This window comes from Vibrio sp. 10N.286.48.B8, from assembly GCF_003050085.1.
Classification (GTDB): Bacteria; Pseudomonadota; Gammaproteobacteria; order Enterobacterales; family Vibrionaceae; genus Vibrio; species Vibrio crassostreae.
The window spans coordinates 26,033-42,346 of record NZ_PIGD01000024.1 but is presented as its reverse complement, the minus strand read 5'-3'; the positions used below and the strand labels follow the sequence as shown (position 1 = coordinate 42,346).

Annotated in this window: 17 protein-coding genes; 16 read left to right on the top strand and 1 reads right to left on the bottom strand. The window is 46.0% G+C overall.

Annotated features, from left to right (window positions below):
* The first annotated feature begins 96 nt into the window (after positions 1 to 96).
* From CWO08_RS20885 to CWO08_RS20810, 16 genes are all read left to right on the top strand, one after another.
* Positions 97 to 357 carry a phosphopantetheine-binding protein gene (locus CWO08_RS20885; RefSeq protein WP_004736154.1) on the top strand — a complete coding sequence of 87 codons (261 nt, stop codon included), beginning with the start codon at positions 97 to 99 and terminating at the stop codon, positions 355 to 357.
* Between the two features lie 10 nt (positions 358 to 367).
* On the top strand, positions 368 to 625 hold the full coding sequence (locus CWO08_RS20880; RefSeq protein ID WP_004739745.1) for an acyl carrier protein: 258 nt from the start codon (positions 368 to 370) through the stop codon (positions 623 to 625).
* The gene (locus CWO08_RS20875) at positions 625 to 1,182 is read left to right on the top strand and encodes a septation protein IspZ (protein WP_048669155.1); all 558 of its coding nucleotides are present in this window, start codon (positions 625 to 627) and stop codon (positions 1,180 to 1,182) included. The genes CWO08_RS20880 and CWO08_RS20875 overlap by 1 nt, the downstream gene beginning before the upstream one ends.
* Before the next feature lie 6 nt (positions 1,183 to 1,188).
* Positions 1,189 to 2,577: an AMP-binding protein gene (locus CWO08_RS20870; RefSeq protein WP_108021024.1), complete on the top strand. Its 1,389-nt coding sequence runs from the start codon at positions 1,189 to 1,191 to the stop codon at positions 2,575 to 2,577.
* Between the two features lie 88 nt (positions 2,578 to 2,665).
* The gene (locus CWO08_RS20865) at positions 2,666 to 3,028 is read left to right on the top strand and encodes a 3-hydroxyacyl-ACP dehydratase (RefSeq protein WP_048659801.1); all 363 of its coding nucleotides are present in this window, start codon (positions 2,666 to 2,668) and stop codon (positions 3,026 to 3,028) included.
* Positions 3,021 to 4,823 (top strand): glycosyltransferase, encoded by a 1,803-nt coding sequence (locus tag CWO08_RS20860; protein ID WP_108021023.1) that lies wholly within the window; start codon positions 3,021 to 3,023, stop codon positions 4,821 to 4,823. The genes CWO08_RS20865 and CWO08_RS20860 overlap by 8 nt, the downstream gene beginning before the upstream one ends.
* Positions 4,801 to 6,348: a histidine ammonia-lyase gene (hutH, locus tag CWO08_RS20855; RefSeq protein ID WP_048659799.1), complete on the top strand. Its 1,548-nt coding sequence runs from the start codon at positions 4,801 to 4,803 to the stop codon at positions 6,346 to 6,348. The genes CWO08_RS20860 and hutH overlap by 23 nt, the downstream gene beginning before the upstream one ends.
* Positions 6,349 to 6,387: 39 nt before the next feature.
* Positions 6,388 to 6,891, top strand: coding sequence for a thioesterase family protein (locus CWO08_RS20850; RefSeq protein ID WP_017062279.1), 504 nt, complete (start codon positions 6,388 to 6,390; stop codon positions 6,889 to 6,891).
* Positions 6,878 to 7,558 carry an outer membrane lipoprotein carrier protein LolA gene (locus CWO08_RS20845; protein WP_107899475.1) on the top strand — a complete coding sequence of 227 codons (681 nt, stop codon included), beginning with the start codon at positions 6,878 to 6,880 and terminating at the stop codon, positions 7,556 to 7,558. Before CWO08_RS20850 ends, CWO08_RS20845 begins: the two co-directional genes overlap by 14 nt.
* Positions 7,530 to 9,902: an MMPL family transporter gene (locus CWO08_RS20840; protein WP_108021022.1), complete on the top strand. Its 2,373-nt coding sequence runs from the start codon at positions 7,530 to 7,532 to the stop codon at positions 9,900 to 9,902. Before CWO08_RS20845 ends, CWO08_RS20840 begins: the two co-directional genes overlap by 29 nt.
* A complete protein-coding gene (locus CWO08_RS20835) occupies positions 9,899 to 10,522 on the top strand; it encodes a DUF3261 domain-containing protein (protein WP_048659797.1) in 624 nt (207 codons plus the stop codon). The genes CWO08_RS20840 and CWO08_RS20835 overlap by 4 nt, the downstream gene beginning before the upstream one ends.
* 5 nt (positions 10,523 to 10,527) lie before the next feature.
* Positions 10,528 to 11,727 carry a beta-ketoacyl-[acyl-carrier-protein] synthase family protein gene (locus CWO08_RS20830; RefSeq protein ID WP_108021021.1) on the top strand — a complete coding sequence of 400 codons (1,200 nt, stop codon included), beginning with the start codon at positions 10,528 to 10,530 and terminating at the stop codon, positions 11,725 to 11,727.
* On the top strand, positions 11,720 to 12,184 hold the full coding sequence (locus CWO08_RS20825) for a hotdog family protein (protein ID WP_008218193.1): 465 nt from the start codon (positions 11,720 to 11,722) through the stop codon (positions 12,182 to 12,184). The genes CWO08_RS20830 and CWO08_RS20825 overlap by 8 nt, the downstream gene beginning before the upstream one ends.
* A complete protein-coding gene (locus CWO08_RS20820) occupies positions 12,181 to 12,906 on the top strand; it encodes a 3-ketoacyl-ACP reductase FabG2 (RefSeq protein ID WP_108021020.1) in 726 nt (241 codons plus the stop codon). Before CWO08_RS20825 ends, CWO08_RS20820 begins: the two co-directional genes overlap by 4 nt.
* Complete coding sequence (locus tag CWO08_RS20815; protein WP_108021019.1) at positions 12,903 to 14,126, top strand: beta-ketoacyl-ACP synthase; 1,224 nt, start codon at positions 12,903 to 12,905, stop codon at positions 14,124 to 14,126. Before CWO08_RS20820 ends, CWO08_RS20815 begins: the two co-directional genes overlap by 4 nt.
* Before the next feature lie 8 nt (positions 14,127 to 14,134).
* Entirely contained in the window at positions 14,135 to 14,599 is a 465-nt protein-coding gene (locus CWO08_RS20810; protein WP_061034130.1) for an Sbal_3080 family lipoprotein, read from the top strand.
* A 110-nt stretch (positions 14,600 to 14,709) separates the two neighbouring features.
* Here CWO08_RS20810 and gltX read toward each other — a convergent pair whose 3' ends face one another.
* Positions 14,710 to 16,137, bottom strand: coding sequence for a glutamate--tRNA ligase (gene gltX, locus CWO08_RS20805; RefSeq protein WP_108021018.1), 1,428 nt, complete (start codon positions 16,135 to 16,137; stop codon positions 14,710 to 14,712).
* Positions 16,138 to 16,314 lie beyond the last annotated feature (177 nt).

Here is a 16,314-nt window from a genome sequence, read left to right as displayed (position 1 = left end):
AACATAACAGGCGATATCGGCATTTCGAAAATACCTCATATAATGTAGAATCGCCCCCTTAAAGCAGCATTCAGATAAAGCATTAAGTAGGCCAAAGTGGAAACATTACACAACGAACTGAAACAACTGATCATCGACGCATTGAACCTTGAAGACATGAGCATTGATGAGATTGAAACGGAAGCTCCACTATTTGGTGATGGACTTGGACTGGACTCTATCGATGCCCTTGAGCTTGGCCTTGCTATCAAGAAAAAGTACAACATTGTTATCGATGCAGATGATTCAAACACTCGACAGCACTTTGCGTCAGTTGAAAATCTAGCGAACTACATCTCTTCTCAAACGAATAACTAGACAGATCTTTATGACACAAGCTAACCAACAAGAAGTATACAACCAGGTTAAAGATGCGCTTATTGAGCTGTTCGAGCTTGATGCTGAAGATATCACCCCTGAAGCTCATCTCTATCTTGATCTAGACCTAGACAGCATTGATGCCGTTGATTTGGTCGTTCACCTACAGAACGTCACAGGTAAGAAGATCAAACCTGAAGAGTTCAAAGCAGTGCGCACCGTTAATGACGTTGTCGAATCTGTGGTTGAACTATTGAAGGACGCCTAATGCGTCCTCTGCTGACTTTACTGTCGGCAATTATACTTTTCACTTATCCAATAGCGGTTTACTTTGGACTCAACAAGTTTGGCTTACAAACCGTTGGTATTGCCTTAGCCGCTATCTTTGCTGTACGCATTTTCACCGGCGGTCAGGCTAAAATCAAAGAGCTAAAACACCTAGCTTGGATCAGTGGAAGTGCCGGTATTGTTCTGCTGGCTTTAGGCTTAGCCTTTAAGCAACACGGCTGGCTAACCTATTATCCCGTTATCGTTAATGTTTGTATGCTGGTTGTATTCGCTTCGAGCCTATGGCAACCACAAACGATTATCGAACGTCTTGCTCGCCTTCAAGAGCCTGAACTTCCGCAAAGTGGCGTTGATTACACACGACAAGTCACCAAAGTGTGGTGCTTGTTCTTTGTTATCAATGGCTCTATTGCCCTTTACACCTGCTTCCAACCGCTAGAAGTATGGACCCTATACAATGGCTTACTCAGCTATCTGTTTGCAGGGTTACTCTTTGCAGGAGAGTGGGTAGTAAGACAGCGCATTCGTCAGAGTTAAATTGTTATGACCCAAACCGTATCTTACACCTCGTTGTCTGAGCTTCTCAGCCAGGACAGAACCCCTGAATCTATTGTCTGCTTTGACGACAATAGCGAGATTACGTGGCAAACATTTAACGACGACTTATCTCAACTCGTACAATTTTTGTCTTTATCCCCTTTTCAACGAATCGCGATTTGTACCCAAGACAGCTACCTATTTGCGGTGGCCTTTTTGGCATGTGCAGCAGCCAACAAACACATCATCTTACCGGGCAACTACCAGCCATGTGCGCTTGCTGAGTTAAGTAAGCAGTTTGATTGCCTGCTAGTTGATAACTCGATTGGCGAAGTTGAGGTGAGTGACGTTCGTAATATCCAAACCTTATTGGATTCAAACACTGAAGCACAAAAACCTCTAACCGAGAATCTTACGACCATTGATTTGGCAACAGTCCCATTAACTCTGTTCACTTCAGGTTCAAGTGGCACGCCAAAAGCGATAGATAAAACGTTAGAACACCTCGATATTGAGACCGCTCAGTTACACAAGAACTGGGGGGAGTTACTCAAGGGAAACCAAATCCAAAGCACCGTTTCTCATCAACATATCTATGGTTTGCTGTTTAGAATCTTATGGCCACTATGCTCTGGTGTTCCATTTGCTCGACACAACCTTGAATACCCAGAACAGATCTTATCTCACGCAAATCAAAACTGTGTACTGATCAGCAGCCCAGCGCTACTTAAACGATTAAAGCATGAGACCAACAAGGTACAACTTGCAGGAATCTTCTCTTCGGGTGGTCCATTGCCTACCGAGTCGGCTCACCAGTCACGAGATCTACTAGGACATTTACCTATCGAGGTATTTGGCAGCACAGAGACCGGTGGCATCGCCTTTCGCCAACAAGAGAGCGCTCAAACCCCTTGGCAACTTTTTGAGTGTATTGAGGCTAGTCTCAACAGTGAGAATTGCATTAAGTTATTGTCGCCCTACATCGATAAGAATAGCTGGTATCAAACCGCTGATGAATGCGAAATGGTCTCGGATAATCAATTCATATTGAAAGGCCGAACCGACCGCGTGATCAAGATAGAAGAAAAACGAGTATCACTGGTTGAAGTGGAGAAACGACTGGAGCAACTGCCTTGGATAAGCGAATGCGTGGTGATTCCATTTGAGGAGCCTGAGCGATTAATCTTAGCCTCTGTTTTGGTATTATCAGATGAAGGCCAAGCCGCTCTATCGACCATGAGCAAAGGCAAATTCTGGTTGATGCTGCGTACAGAGCTCAGAAAGTGGTTAGAGCCAATCGCTATCCCACGAAAGTATCGTATTGTTGATGAGATTCCTCTCAACAGCCAAGGCAAGCGATTAACGTCTCACATAGAACAGCTAATAAAATCATAGAAACCGCTGATCGTATTTTACACTGAGATTATCTTTTTATATTTTTGTCAAAGAACCAATATTTGCCCAAGGATTCTAAGCACGCCCTATGGATAAAAGAAAACCAAACATCATTGCTGTAGACACGGTAGAAAATGAATCGACCCTGACACTTCATGTTAGCGGAGATATCACCGATTTTAAGGGGCACTTCAAGAGCTTCCCTATTCTACCTGGCGTCACGCAAATTGATTGGGCACTTCACTACGCAATCCAAGAGTTAGGCGTTCCTGGTTTCTTTAAAGGAATGGAAGTCATCAAGTTCCAAGAGCCTATCCTGCCTGATGCTACAATCCAGCTATCACTCAAATGGGATGCTGACAAAGACAAGCTGAGCTTCAGTTACACCTCAAACAACGGTGAACAGACCCACTCTTCAGGCAAAATGAAGCTGGGAGAGAAAAGTGAATAGCACTCCCGTCGAGGCTACTTCTCAACACCACACAAAAGAAAGCAGCTACAAGGCTTGCTTCCTTATCCCGTGCTTTAACCATGGCGCAACCATGCCGGCTGTGGTGTCGTCACTCCATCATTTTGAGTTACCGATCATCATCGTTGACGATGGCAGTGAACTCACAACAAAACAGTTTCTGTCTCCCCTAGCAGAGAATTCAAACGTAACCTTGGTGACGCTTGAACAGAACCAAGGTAAAGGCGGCGCAGTAAAAGCCGGAATCAAAAAAGCGCAGCAACTAGGCTTTAGCCACGCTATTCAGATAGATGCTGATGGGCAACACGACCTGGAAGCCTTGCCAACATTGATTGAGGCCTCACAAGCTAAGCCACAACGTCTGATATCAGGCCAGCCTATCTACGACGACAGCGTACCCAAAGCAAGGCTCTATGGGCGCTACGCGACACATATCTGGGTATGGATAGAAACCCTTTCTTTATCAATTAAAGACAGCATGTGTGGCTTTAGAGCGTATCCTATCAACCAAACTCAAACTGTGTTGAATAAGTACGATGTTGGTTCGAGAATGGACTTCGATATCGAGATTTTGGTTCGCCTGTATTGGGAAGGTTGCGACATAGACTTCGTTGAAACGCGCGTTATCTATCCTGAGAACGGCATCTCTCATTTCGATGCGCTGTGGGATAACGTCAAAATCAGTTGGATGCATACACGTCTATTCTTCGGCATGCTGCCAAGAGCACCAAAACTGATTGCTCGCCATTTCAAATCCGATTCAGCTGATAATAACCCAAATTTATCGACTGATTCAGAGCCGCAAGCTTCTGAACAACCACACTGGTCCCGCACTAAAGAACGCGGCACAGTATTAGGCATTAAGCTGTTATTAGCCATTTATACCCTGTTAGGTCGCGGTGTGTTCAACCTCATTCTGCGTGGTGTGATGCGTTACTACCACTTGACGGGCCAGCGTGCGCGAAACGCTTCCGAACAATATCTATTCCAATTAAAAGCCTATACGGAACAGCAAAATATTGAGCTCCCCGGAGAACTAACCAGTTACAACCATCTGCTTTCATTTGGCCATACGATGCTCGACAAGCTCGCGGCATGGAAAGGTGATTTCTCGGCAGATAACCTGACTATTCATGGCCAAGACCAGTTCGAGAGCATGGTGGCAAATAAGCAAGGTGTGCTAATCCTTGGATCTCACCTTGGCAATATTGAGCTGTGCCGAGCTTTGGGTCGCAGACACTCGAACATTAAAATCAACGCTCTGGTTTTCACTGAGCACGCTGAACGTTTTAATTCAGTAATGAAAGCAGTTAACCCGCAGTCTGATTTAAACCTGATTCAAGTGACATCAATGGGGCCAGATACGGCTATCTTATTACAACAGAAGTTGGAGCAAGGAGAATGGATCGTAATTGTTGGCGATAGAACTTCCACCAGCAAAGAGAGCCGCTCAGTATGGGCTGAGTTCTTAGGTAAGGAAGCTCCATTCCCTCAAGGTCCATTTATGTTAGCCTCTGTGCTAAAAGCACCCGTATTTTTACTGTTTGGCCTACGTGACGACTCACAATCTAAGCCGCATTTTAATGTCTATTTCGAGCATTTTAGCGACAAAATCGAGCTACCAAGAAAGACTCGCGAACAATCTTTACAGCAAGTCGTGCAGAAATACGCAGACCGACTTCAGCACTACACACTGCAAGCACCGCTTCAGTGGTACAACTTTTTTAACTTTTGGACATTGAGCAACCAGCACCATGACGAAAAAGAATCCAAATAGCATCACTTTTGGTGCCGAACGCCTCACGATTGAGGATGTTGTCGCTATCTCACAGGGCGCAAAAGCCTCGATGAATTCAAGTAACGAGTTCACATCTAAGATCGACCGAGGTGTCGCTTTCTTAGAACGCCTGTTGAAAGAAGAAGGCGTGATTTATGGCGTGACAACGGGTTACGGAGATTCATGTACCGTAGCAATCCCACCAAACCTTGTTGATGAATTACCATTGCATCTAACACGCTTCCACGGTTGTGGCTTGGGTGAAATACTGTCTCATGAGCAAGCTCGTGCAGTATTAGCAACGCGTCTTTGTTCGTTGTCGCAAGGTGTCTCTGGTGTGACTCACGATCTGCTCAATCAAATCGTTACCCTGATCAACCAAAATATTTCACCGCGTATTCCGCAAGAAGGTTCTGTTGGTGCTAGTGGCGACTTGACGCCTCTGTCTTACTTAGCTGCAGCCCTGATCGGCGAGCGCGATGTTATCTACAAGGGTGAAATTCGCCCAACCAGTGACGTCTACAAAGAGCTAGGCATTAGCCCTATCAAACTCAAGCCAAAAGAAGGCTTAGCATTGATGAATGGTACATCAGTGATGACGGCACTGGCTTGTATCGCCTACAAACGCGCAGAATATCTAGCTCAGCTATCAACTAAGATCACCGCAATGGTATCTGTCGGCATGCATGGCAATGACTTCCACTTCGATGAAGCGCTATTTGCTGTTAAACCACATCCAGGCCAGCAGCAAGTTGCGGCATGGCTGCGTGATGATCTGCAAGCGGATCGCCCGCCACGTAACAGTGATCGACTCCAAGATCGTTACTCTCTGCGCTGTGCTCCACATGTTATCGGCGTGGTTCAAGACTCTCTGCCTTGGCTACGCCAAATGATCGAGAACGAGCTAAACAGTGCCAACGACAACCCGATTATCGATGGTGATAATGAACGCGTACTGCATGGTGGACACTTCTACGGTGGACACATTGCAATGGCGATGGATACGTTAAAAACTGCAGTTGCGAACCTTGCTGATCTGCTTGACCGTCAAATGGCTCAGCTGATGGACTACAAGTTCAACAACGGTTTGCCATTCAACCTAACGGGTGCTGAAGGCGAACGTAAGCCAATCAACCACGGCTTTAAAGCAGTACAGATTGGCGTTTCAGCTTGGACAGCAGAAGCATTGAAACACACCATGCCAGCAAGCGTATTCTCTCGCTCAACTGAGTGTCACAACCAAGATAAAGTGAGTATGGGCACCATCGCAGCTCGTGACTGTTTACGCGTTCTAGAGCTAACCGAACAAGTGGCAGCAGCGTCGCTATTGGCGGGGACACAAGCACTCGAACTTCGTAAGCGCCACAATGAGCTTGATGAGCACCACATGAGTGAGAACCTCAAGCACATTCGCGACGAAGTGCTTAAGGAGTTTGAATTTATCGTAGAAGATCGACCACTTGAAGGCGATCTACGCCATTTCATTGCTCGTATTCAAAGTCAGCACTGGTCACTTTACTCATAAAGTAGCCAACCCTTTACGCAATATTGTTGAGAGCGATTTATGTCTGAAATCCTTCACCCATTACAATCTGAGGTGACGCTTATCACCTCATTCCAAGATGCCGACCCAATGGGCGTGATCTATCACGGCAACTACTTCCGATTCTTTGAAGAAGTTAGGCGCATCATGATGGATAAGATTGAGTACAACTACCATGAGATGAAGGATTCTGGCTACATGTGGCCTATCATCGATACCCGCGTGAAATACATTAAGGCGATACCGTTTAATCACAAGATTAAGGTAACGGCGAAACTCACCGAGTGGGAAAATCGCCTGCGCGTCGATTATGAAATTCATGATGCTCTAACCGGTGCTCGAATGACACGTGCTCACACCATGCAGGTTGCCGTCACCATCGAAGAACAAGAGATGTGCTTTGCCTCACCCAAAGTGTTTACTGACAAAGTCGAACACTGGCACCAATTTGGTTGCTTACCTCTAGCAACTGAACATCAAACACAAACCTCTAACCCACAGCAGGTGAACCATGAATCTGTTTAAACGCAGTCGCAAATACATCAATATCGCGCTAATTGGACTTACTACGATGATGGCAAGCGGCCTTGTAGGCGCCAAAGAAAACTCTGCAGCTGTCAGTTCTATTTCAGAGCTGCAGACGGTGCTCAGCGAGAATAGTATTGTGCGTGGTGAGTTCACTCAAACACGCAATATGGAGATGTTCGCCCAGCCTTTAACGTCGCAAGGTACATTTCTGTTAGACAAATCAAGTGGCCTACTTTGGACGCAAACCACTCCGTTTCCCGTGAACTTAGTGCTCACCGATAACAAACTGAGCCAAAGGTTTGCCGATCAACCCGCAAAAATCATCACCGACAAAGAAAATCCAATGGCGTTTTATTTCAGCCATATCTTCTTGTCAGTGTTTCATGGGGACACGCAAAAACTTCAGGAACAGTTCGCACTCGATTTTGAGCCCGCAACTAACACCAGCTCTGATGAAAATGTACAAGCATGGACACTGACTCTAAAGCCAAAAAATGCACCGATGAATGCGGTGTTTGAGGCGATCACGCTGCAAGGCAACAGCGATATTGAACGTATTGAGTTGAAAGAGATTCGTGGAGATAGCACAGTGATCGAATTCAGTCAGTTAAGCCATCTACCGGAAGTATTATCAGATGCTGAAGCGAAACAATTCCAACTCTAGTCTTGCCCTTGTTTGGCTTGTTGTTGTAATGCTATTTAGCGGGTTGTTGATCAAACAATTCGCTTTTTCTTCGTCGGTACCGATTGAAAGCAACATTCTAAAGTTACTGCCCGAAAACCAGCAAGACCCAATGGTAGAGCAAGCCTTTCAGCAGATATCCAGCTCGATGAGCGAGCAAGTGGTATTTATCATAAGCGCTCCCGATATCGAACAAACCATGGTTGCGACCGACGCTTTTGAAAAAGCTCTCAACCAAAGAACTTTTTCAAGTCAGCCAACTCTGTTTAAGCAAGTTCAAGGTAAAATCAACGCCAGCACTCAAAGCCAGTGGAGCGATTTCTATTTTCGTCACCGATCTCAACTGCTGACCCAACAACAAAAAGAGACGCTAACACACTCGCCTGATTCGCGAGCACAATATGTCATTCAGTCTCTGTACAATCCATTCTCAGGCGTCACTGCAGCAGAGTTATCTCTCGACCCATTCTTGTTATTTCGTGACTACATCAGTGCTGTTGACGTCCAATCAAGTAACTTTGTTCTGAAAGAGGGCTATCTCACGGCTCAGTCGAATGAGCAAACTCATATTTTAGTCACGGCTACTCTGGCGGGCTCACCTTATAGCTTGGCGATTCAAGAACAACTTCCAGATCTTGATTCAATTGAGCGCGAGGTCGAAAAACAATTTGGCGTCAAGGTGCAGCATACTGGTGTGGTGTTCTACGCCAATTACGGTACCGAAAGCGCGAAATCAGAAATCAGTACCATTGGTTTGGGCTCATTGGCAGGCGTTATTTTATTGGTGTGGCTGACATTTCGTAGTACGCTACCACTTGCCTTATCTTTACTCTCAATCAGTACAGGACTATTGGTTGCACTGGCAAGCACTGTCGCTATCTTTGGTAAGGTGCATCTATTCAGCTTGGTGTTTGGCGCTAGCTTGATTGGCGTATCCATCGATTACTCTTTTCACTATCTCACTGACCGTTTGGCCGCAGGAAGCCACTGGCAGAGCGATAAAGGCCTAAAGCATATTTTCATTGCCATCACTCTAGGTTTAATCACCAGCTTAATCGGATACTTAGGGCTACTGGTTGCGCCATTCCCAGGCTTGCAGCAACTGGCTCTGTTTTCGTCGATTGGACTGATCGCAGCTTACGCCAGTGTGGTGTGCTGGTACCCCGTTTTAGCGGCAAAACCAGGCCAAGAGCGCCCTCTTCCCCTGTCGAAACTTTGGCATACTTGGTTAAGCCTTTGGAGCAACCCAAAATTTAGAATTGGCTTACCGTTAACAGTGACTGTCGTTAGCTTGATGTCACTCAGTCAAATTCGTTACGACGACGATATTCGCCAGCTTCAGGCTATGCCCGAACAACTCAAACAACAAGAGCAAGCCATTACTGAGATATCAGGGTTAGGCAGTGGTCAAAATATGCTTTTGGTCACTGCTCAGAGCGACCAAAAGCTACTCAAGAAATTGACAGAAATCACCACAAGCTTAGATTCGCTGGTCAATAGCCAAGGTATCTCCGGGTATCGCAGCATCAATCAACACTTGTTAAGTAAACAAGAACAGCATGATAACTATCAGTTGGTTGAACAACTCTATAGTCAACAAAGCCATGTATTACAAAGCTCTCTCGGTTGGTCTACGTTTCCAGAACTACCAAAATTCGAACCAATCACGGTATCTGGATTTTTGGAGTCTCCGGTATCAGAACCCGTTCGACCACTTTGGTTAAAACCTATCGACGGGCAAGCAGCATCGGTTATCATGATCAAAGACGTCATTGACACTGAGCAGTTCTCACAGTGGCTGGATTCAGGCTTTGCTCAGAAGCAAGGTGTGAAACACCTCAATAAAGCGGATGAAATCTCCTCTCTTTTTGCTGAGTACCGCGTCAAGATTACCGAGCTGTTATTGATAGCATTGGCAGCTATTGGCATGCTGTTAGGCTGGCGCTATGGTGTGAAGCAAAGCCTGTTAATGCTGTTGCCTTCATTGATTGCAGGCGTAGCAGGTTTGGCGGTGACCGGAGTTTTAGGCTCGACACTGAACCTATTTAACCTGCTTGGTTTGATTCTGATTTTAGGGATTGGCATAGACTACACCCTGTTCTTTGCTGAGCAAAAGAAATCGCTGAGCACCTTATTAGCGATCACCTTGTCAGGTCTCACAACACTACTTTCATTCGGCTTACTGTCGCTGAGCCAGACTCATGCTATTCATAGCTTCGGGGTGACGGTTCTGACAGGGATCTTTGTCGCTTGGCTGCTTTCTCCACTCGCGATCAACAGTAGTAAAAACGTAGAAGGACCAATTACTCGAGAGGCTTTTAGATGATCCAGACATTAAAGGTAACCTTCGCCATACTAGTGGGCATTCTAATGAGTGCCTGCTCGATGGTTTCTCAGCAGCCAAGTGGTGCGAGCGTGTCTATCGATCAAGACACCGATCTAGCACTACCACTGCCAGCTGAACTGGGATACTCATTAACAGCCAGTCAGTTGATTAGCGCTACGTGGGAAAATGATACACAGCAGCTTCCGGTTCAAGTCGAAGTCACACCGGGTAAAGTGGTTTTGGCGGGGTTCTCCTCTTGGGGTACTCGCATTCTATCGCTGCAATACCAGAATCAAGTAATTGATACGCAGGTTTTGTCTGGGCTTGGCGCAACTTTGCCACAACCTGAACAGGTGCTATTTAATTTAATGCTTACCTTATGGCCGGCTGAAGCATGGGCTCAGCCTTTACAAAGCATAGGTTGGCACCTAGTCGATACCGACAAAACAAGAACCGTATTTGATGAAAACCAACAGGCAATCATTCAAATTGATTACCAAACAGATCCTGGTACACACAAAACGGCAGGCGACATTGTTTTCAAACATTTGACCCAGGGCTACAACATCACCATACAAACGTTGAACTCAACGATTGTCGACAATCCAAGTAAGAGTTGAACACTATGCCTATTTACATCCAAGACTGTGGTTTCCACTCAGCGCTAGGCTCTGAGGTTACCGATATTCATGGCTGTCTGAAAGACGAGCGTGAATCAAATATGGTCGAAGTGCACGATATGCTGAACGATGGTAAACATACTGTCGTTGGTCAGATCGCGGGTGAACTACCACCGATTCCTTCAGATCTTACGCAATACGCCACTCGCAACAATCAACTGGCGCTGTCGGCTCTTCACCAAATTGAAGATTCTATCGAGCAAGCCAAATCTCAGTTTGGCGTAGATAGAATTGCTGTTGTTATTGGCACCAGCACCTCTGGGATCTCCGATGGTGAAGCAGCCTTCAAACAAAAATTGGCAAACGGCGAGTTTCCAGCAGATTACCATTACTCAAAACAAGAGCTTGGTGATACCTCAGAGTTCGTTAGCCAGTATTGCGCATTAACGGGGCCAAACTACGTAATATCTACGGCTTGCTCATCCAGTGGCCGCGTATTTCTGACCGCCCAGCGCTTATTAGATTCAGGTATGGCTGATGCCGTGTTAGTGGGTGGTGTGGATACCTTGTGTAAGCTGACACTCAATGGTTTCCACGGCCTTGAAGCACTCTCAACAACACATTGTAAGCCATTTAGTGCAACCCGAGATGGTATCAACATAGGAGAAGCAGCGGCATTTATGTTGCTCAGCAAAACAAAGTTAGCCGGTGTTAATGCAGCACAAGACACGTCAAACATTGCCTTATTAGGCTGTGGTGATAGCTCTGATGCACACCATATTTCAGCGCCTCACCCTGAAGGAAATGGCGCTGAACAGGCAATGAAAAAAGCCCTACATTCTGCACAGTTAAACGTAGAAGACATCGGTTATATCAATGCACATGGTACAGCAACGCCACTCAATGACTCGATGGAAAGTAAAGCCATTCATCGTATTTTTGCAAACAAGGTTCCCGTAAGTTCTACCAAGCCATTGACCGGGCATACTCTAGGCGCAGCAAGTGCGATTGAGGCTGCAATTGCTTGGCATATTTTGAAATATGACTTATCGCTTCCCTTACAAAAATGTCAGGATAAAGCTGAAGATATTGAGATTGATTTGGTAAACTGTTCACAGAAACTTAAAGCAAAGAACATCTTAAGCAACTCGTTTGCTTTTGGTGGCAACAACATTAGCCTGATTTTTGGTGTAGTAAATGACTGATATCCCTTCTGTAGACCAACTTCTCCCTCACGATGATCCGATGATATTAATCGATCGTGCTATCAGCGTAGAGGCGTTGTCGATCCACTGTCAGGTCGATATCGGTGACCATAACCTGTTCTTTAATGCCGAATCTCAAACAGTACCAGCATATGTTGGCATCGAGTTTATGGCGCAGTCTGTAGCGGCATGGTCTGGATACCATGCTCTGAAAAGCGGCACCACTCCCCCTATCGGTTTCCTACTTGGATCTCGTCGCTATAAATCACTGTGTGATGAGTTTACTCAAGGTCAGACCCTTGATATCTATGCTGAACAACTGATGGAAGACAGTGGTATGGCCGTGTTTACCGCGAGAGTCGAAGACCAAGGCGAGTTAGTGGCTCAATGCCAACTCAATGTCTACGTGCCAACTGAACAAAAATTACAAGAAATGAAAACTAGGAGCCCATCATGACCCGTCAGGTTTTAGTCACTGGTGCCAGCAAAGGCATTGGTAAAGCGATCGCTATTCAACTCGCGAAAGACGGATTTGAAATCGCCGTTCATTACATGGGTGACAAACAGGGTGCTGAAGAGACTCTACAATCGATCACCGAGCAAGGTGGCGCTGGGCGTCTTATCCAATTTGATATCAGCAACCGCAGCGAATGTCGCAAAACGCTTGAGTCTGATATTGCTGAACATGGCGCTTACTATGGTGTGGTAAACAACGCAGGCATTACTCGCGACACTGCATTCCCTGCCATGACAGAAGAAGAGTGGGATGGCGTGATCCATACCAACCTAGACAGCTTCTACAACGTACTTCACCCTTGTGTAATGCCTATGGTCCAAAAGCGCAAAGGCGGCCGTATCGTCACTCTAGCGTCTGTATCAGGCATCATGGGTAACCGCGGACAAACTAACTATGCTGCAGCGAAAGCTGGTGTGATTGGGGCAACTAAGTCCCTTGCTCTAGAGCTCGCAAAACGCAAAATCACAGTAAACTGTGTCGCTCCAGGCTTAATCGATACCGGTATGGTTGACGAGCACGTGAAAGATCATGCACTTCCTCAAGTACCACTGCGCCGAATGGGTGAGCCAGAAGAAGTAGCAGGACTAGTGAGTTACCTAATGTCTGATATTGCAGGCTACGTTACTCGCCAAGTGATTTCAGTCAATGGAGGCTTAGTATGACCCGCCGCGTTGTTGTAACTGGTATGTCAGGTGTTACTGCCTTTGGTAACGACTGGCAACAAATCGAGCCAAAGCTGAAAGCGTGTGAAAATGCGACTCAATATATGCCAAGTTTTGAGCAATATGATGGACTCAATACTAAACTTGCCGCACCAATTGATGACTTTCAACTGCCAAAACACTATAAGCGTAAGCAAGTGCGTGGCATGGGTCGTGTATCGCGCCTAGCCACCGTTGCGACAGAAAATGCTTTAGGACAAGCTGGCTTAATTGGTCACGATGTATTAACCAATGGCGAAACCGGAATCGCTTACGGTTCTTCAACCGGCAGTACCGACGCCGTTGGTGCGTTTGGCGTGATGCTGAACGAGAAATCGACACGAGCGATCACGGCGACAACCTACGTACAAATGATGCCACACACTGCTGCGGTAAACGTAGGTCTGTTCTTTGGACTGCGCGGCCGCGTGATTCCCACCAGCAGCGCCTGTACTTCAGGAAGCCAAGCCATTGGTTACGCCTATGAAGCGATCAAGCATGGTTACCAAACCGTAATGGTTGCCGGTGGTGGTGAAGAGTTATGCCCAACTGAGTCTGCCGTTTTCGATACCCTTTTCGCTACCAGTTTAAAAAACGACACACCCAAGAAATCCCCTAGCCCATACGACAGCGAGCGTGATGGCTTGGTTATCGGCGAAGGCGCTGGAACCCTGATCCTTGAAGAGTACGAACATGCTGTTGCTCGTGGCGCAAAGATCTACGCAGAAATCATAGGTTTTGCGAGCAACTGTGATGCGGCTCATGTGACTCAACCTCAGATGGAAACCATGCAAATCTGTATGGAGAAAGCATTGAGAGACGCACAACTTCCTGCTGAAAAAATTGGTTATGTTTCGGCGCACGGTACTGCGACTGAAAAAGGTGATATTGCAGAGAGTAACGCGACAGCGAATATCTTTGGTGAAGTACCAATCAGCTCTCTTAAGAGTTACTTTGGCCATACGCTTGGTGCGTGTGGTGCAATTGAAGCGTGGCTCAGCCTAGAGATGATGCATAGCGGTTGGTTCAGCCCAACCCTAAACCTTAAGAATGTCGATGAACAGTGCGGCAAGCTCGATTACATCACGGGCTCAGGTCGCGAATTGGATGTTGAATATCTGATGAGCAACAACTTTGCCTTTGGCGGCATCAACACTTCAATCATCTTCAAGAAAATCTAGGATACGTAATGAAAAACTGGTTAGCCGTTGCTGCTGTCGCTTTACTCGCAGGTTGTAGTGCTCCTAAATATTCAGGAAACGCACTGCCAGAAGCGAACAACATTAAAAACATCACCATCGTAGAAGACACCAAGACGCGCACTGTGTTTCTTGATTCGATGCTCGATTGGTGTTTGAACAATCAAGTTAAGTGTAAGGTTGTCGCAGACGGCTCTGAACACAAGCCTGAAGAAGTCACGCTAGATTACGTATCTCGTTGGAGCTGGGATTTGAGAACCTTTGTGGCAGACGCAAAGATCTCGGCTTATCAAGATCAACAGCGCGTTGGTAACGTAGAGTTTAAGGCGCCGAATAGCGGCAACTTTTCCAAGTTTGGTGACGATATGGAACGCATCAAAGCGATGATGGATATCTTGTTCGATAAGAAATCAGCCGCGCAAGCAACCCAAATGATTGCCGACGACCAGCTATAGCAAAGTTATTTAGACAATAAACGAAGTCGTTTAGACAATAAAATTTGAGACAAATAAAAAGGGTCAGTAACCAAGTTACTGACCCTTTTTTGAATCTAACAACTGCTCAATTAAGCGTTAGCTTCACGCTCTGCGATGAACTCAAGAGCCATCTTGATGCGAGCGATTACGCGCTCTTTACCAACAAGCTCCATCACTGCATCAACAGAAGGAGACTGACCGCCACCTGTTACTGCTACGCGAAGTGGCATACCGATTTTACCCATGCCGATCTCTAACTCTTCACATACTGCTGCAATCACACCATCTTTGATGTTTGCTGTCGTGAACTCTTCAAGAGCTTCAACCTTAGCAAGAGCAAGCTCTAGTGGACCTTTAGCTACACCACGTAGGTGCTTCTTCGCTGCGCCCGCTTCAAACTCAGAGAAATCTTCGTAGAAGTAACGAGATTGCTCAGCAAGTTCGATAAGCGTGTTACAACGCTCGCCAACTAGCTTGATCACTTCAGTGATAGCTGGACCGTTTGTTGTATCGATCTTCTGTGCGTCTAGGTGCCATTGCAGGTATTTTGCAACGTACTCAGGCTCAGATGTCTTGATGTAGTGGTTGTTCAACCAAAGTAGCTTATCAGTGTTGAATGCAGAAGCAGACTTGCTGATAGCGTTCAGGCTGAAGAATTCAATCATCTCTTCTTGAGAGAAGATCTCTTGGTCACCGTGAGACCAGCCTAAACGAACTAGATAGTTGTTTAATGCATTTGGTAGGTAACCTTCATCGCGGTATTGCATTACAGAAACAGCACCGTGACGCTTAGAAAGTTTCGCACCGTCATCACCAAGAATCATTGCACAGTGAGCGAACGTTGGAACTGGCGCGCCTAGTGCTTCATAGATGTTGATTTGACGAGGTGTGTTGTTGATGTGGTCTTCACCACGAACAACGTGTGTGATACCCATGTCCCAGTCATCCACTACTACTACGAAGTTGTAAGTTGGTGCACCGTCTGTACGACGAATGATCAGGTCATCAAGTTGGCTGTTTGCGATTTCAATGCGACCACGGATTTGGTCATCAAATACTACGCTGCCTTCTTTAGGGTTACGGAAACGGATAACGCACGCATCGCCTTCTTTTGCTGCTTCGTTTGCTGCAACAATTTTAGGGTGGTTAGCATCGTAGCGAGCCATTTCTTTGTTTTCTTCTTGCTCTGCACGAATTTCATCAAGCAGCTCTTTAGACGCGTAGCATTTGAATGCTTTGTCTTCAGCAAGTAGCTTATCAACCATTTCGTTGTAACGGTCAAAACGCTTAGATTGGTAGTAAGGACCTTCGTCCCATTCCATACCCATCCATTGCATGCCTTCTAGAATTGCATCAACCGCTTCTTGAGAGTTACGCTCAAGGTCTGTGTCTTCGATACGTAGAACGAATTCACCGCCTTGGTTTTTAGCGAATAGCCAAGAGTAAAGTGCAGTACGTGCACCACCAACGTGAAGATAGCCAGTTGGGCTAGGAGCAAAACGAGTTTTAACCGTCATTTAAATACCTTGATTATGTAGGTGATTCTTTTAGTGCTCGCCATTACAAAGCCTGTAACAGAAAAATATCACTAAATTTTGGGCGCTATTTTATCACCACCGCTTAAATCTACAATCAGTAGTGAATGATTAATGCACTGTTGTTGTACGAAAGCTGTTATTGAAAGACTAATTACG

Bases quoted from the DNA above. Each gene is read 5' to 3' on its own strand.
- CWO08_RS20880 (WP_004739745.1), top strand. From the start codon at position 368: ATGACACAAGCTAACCAACAAGAAGTATACAACCAGGTTAAAGATGCG.
- CWO08_RS20875 (WP_048669155.1), top strand. From the start codon at position 625: ATGCGTCCTCTGCTGACTTTACTGTCGGCAATTATACTTTTCACTTAT.
- CWO08_RS20870 (WP_108021024.1), top strand. From the start codon at position 1,189: ATGACCCAAACCGTATCTTACACCTCGTTGTCTGAGCTTCTCAGCCAG.
- CWO08_RS20865 (WP_048659801.1), top strand. From the start codon at position 2,666: ATGGATAAAAGAAAACCAAACATCATTGCTGTAGACACGGTAGAAAAT.
- hutH (WP_048659799.1), top strand. From the start codon at position 4,801: ATGACGAAAAAGAATCCAAATAGCATCACTTTTGGTGCCGAACGCCTC.
- CWO08_RS20850 (WP_017062279.1), top strand. From the start codon at position 6,388: ATGTCTGAAATCCTTCACCCATTACAATCTGAGGTGACGCTTATCACC.
- CWO08_RS20845 (WP_107899475.1), top strand. From the start codon at position 6,878: ATGAATCTGTTTAAACGCAGTCGCAAATACATCAATATCGCGCTAATT.
- CWO08_RS20840 (WP_108021022.1), top strand. From the start codon at position 7,530: ATGCTGAAGCGAAACAATTCCAACTCTAGTCTTGCCCTTGTTTGGCTT.
- CWO08_RS20835 (WP_048659797.1), top strand. From the start codon at position 9,899: ATGATCCAGACATTAAAGGTAACCTTCGCCATACTAGTGGGCATTCTA.
- CWO08_RS20830 (WP_108021021.1), top strand. From the start codon at position 10,528: ATGCCTATTTACATCCAAGACTGTGGTTTCCACTCAGCGCTAGGCTCT.
- CWO08_RS20825 (WP_008218193.1), top strand. From the start codon at position 11,720: ATGACTGATATCCCTTCTGTAGACCAACTTCTCCCTCACGATGATCCG.
- CWO08_RS20820 (WP_108021020.1), top strand. From the start codon at position 12,181: ATGACCCGTCAGGTTTTAGTCACTGGTGCCAGCAAAGGCATTGGTAAA.
- CWO08_RS20815 (WP_108021019.1), top strand. From the start codon at position 12,903: ATGACCCGCCGCGTTGTTGTAACTGGTATGTCAGGTGTTACTGCCTTT.
- CWO08_RS20810 (WP_061034130.1), top strand. From the start codon at position 14,135: ATGAAAAACTGGTTAGCCGTTGCTGCTGTCGCTTTACTCGCAGGTTGT.
- gltX (WP_108021018.1), bottom strand. From the start codon at position 16,137: ATGACGGTTAAAACTCGTTTTGCTCCTAGCCCAACTGGCTATCTTCAC.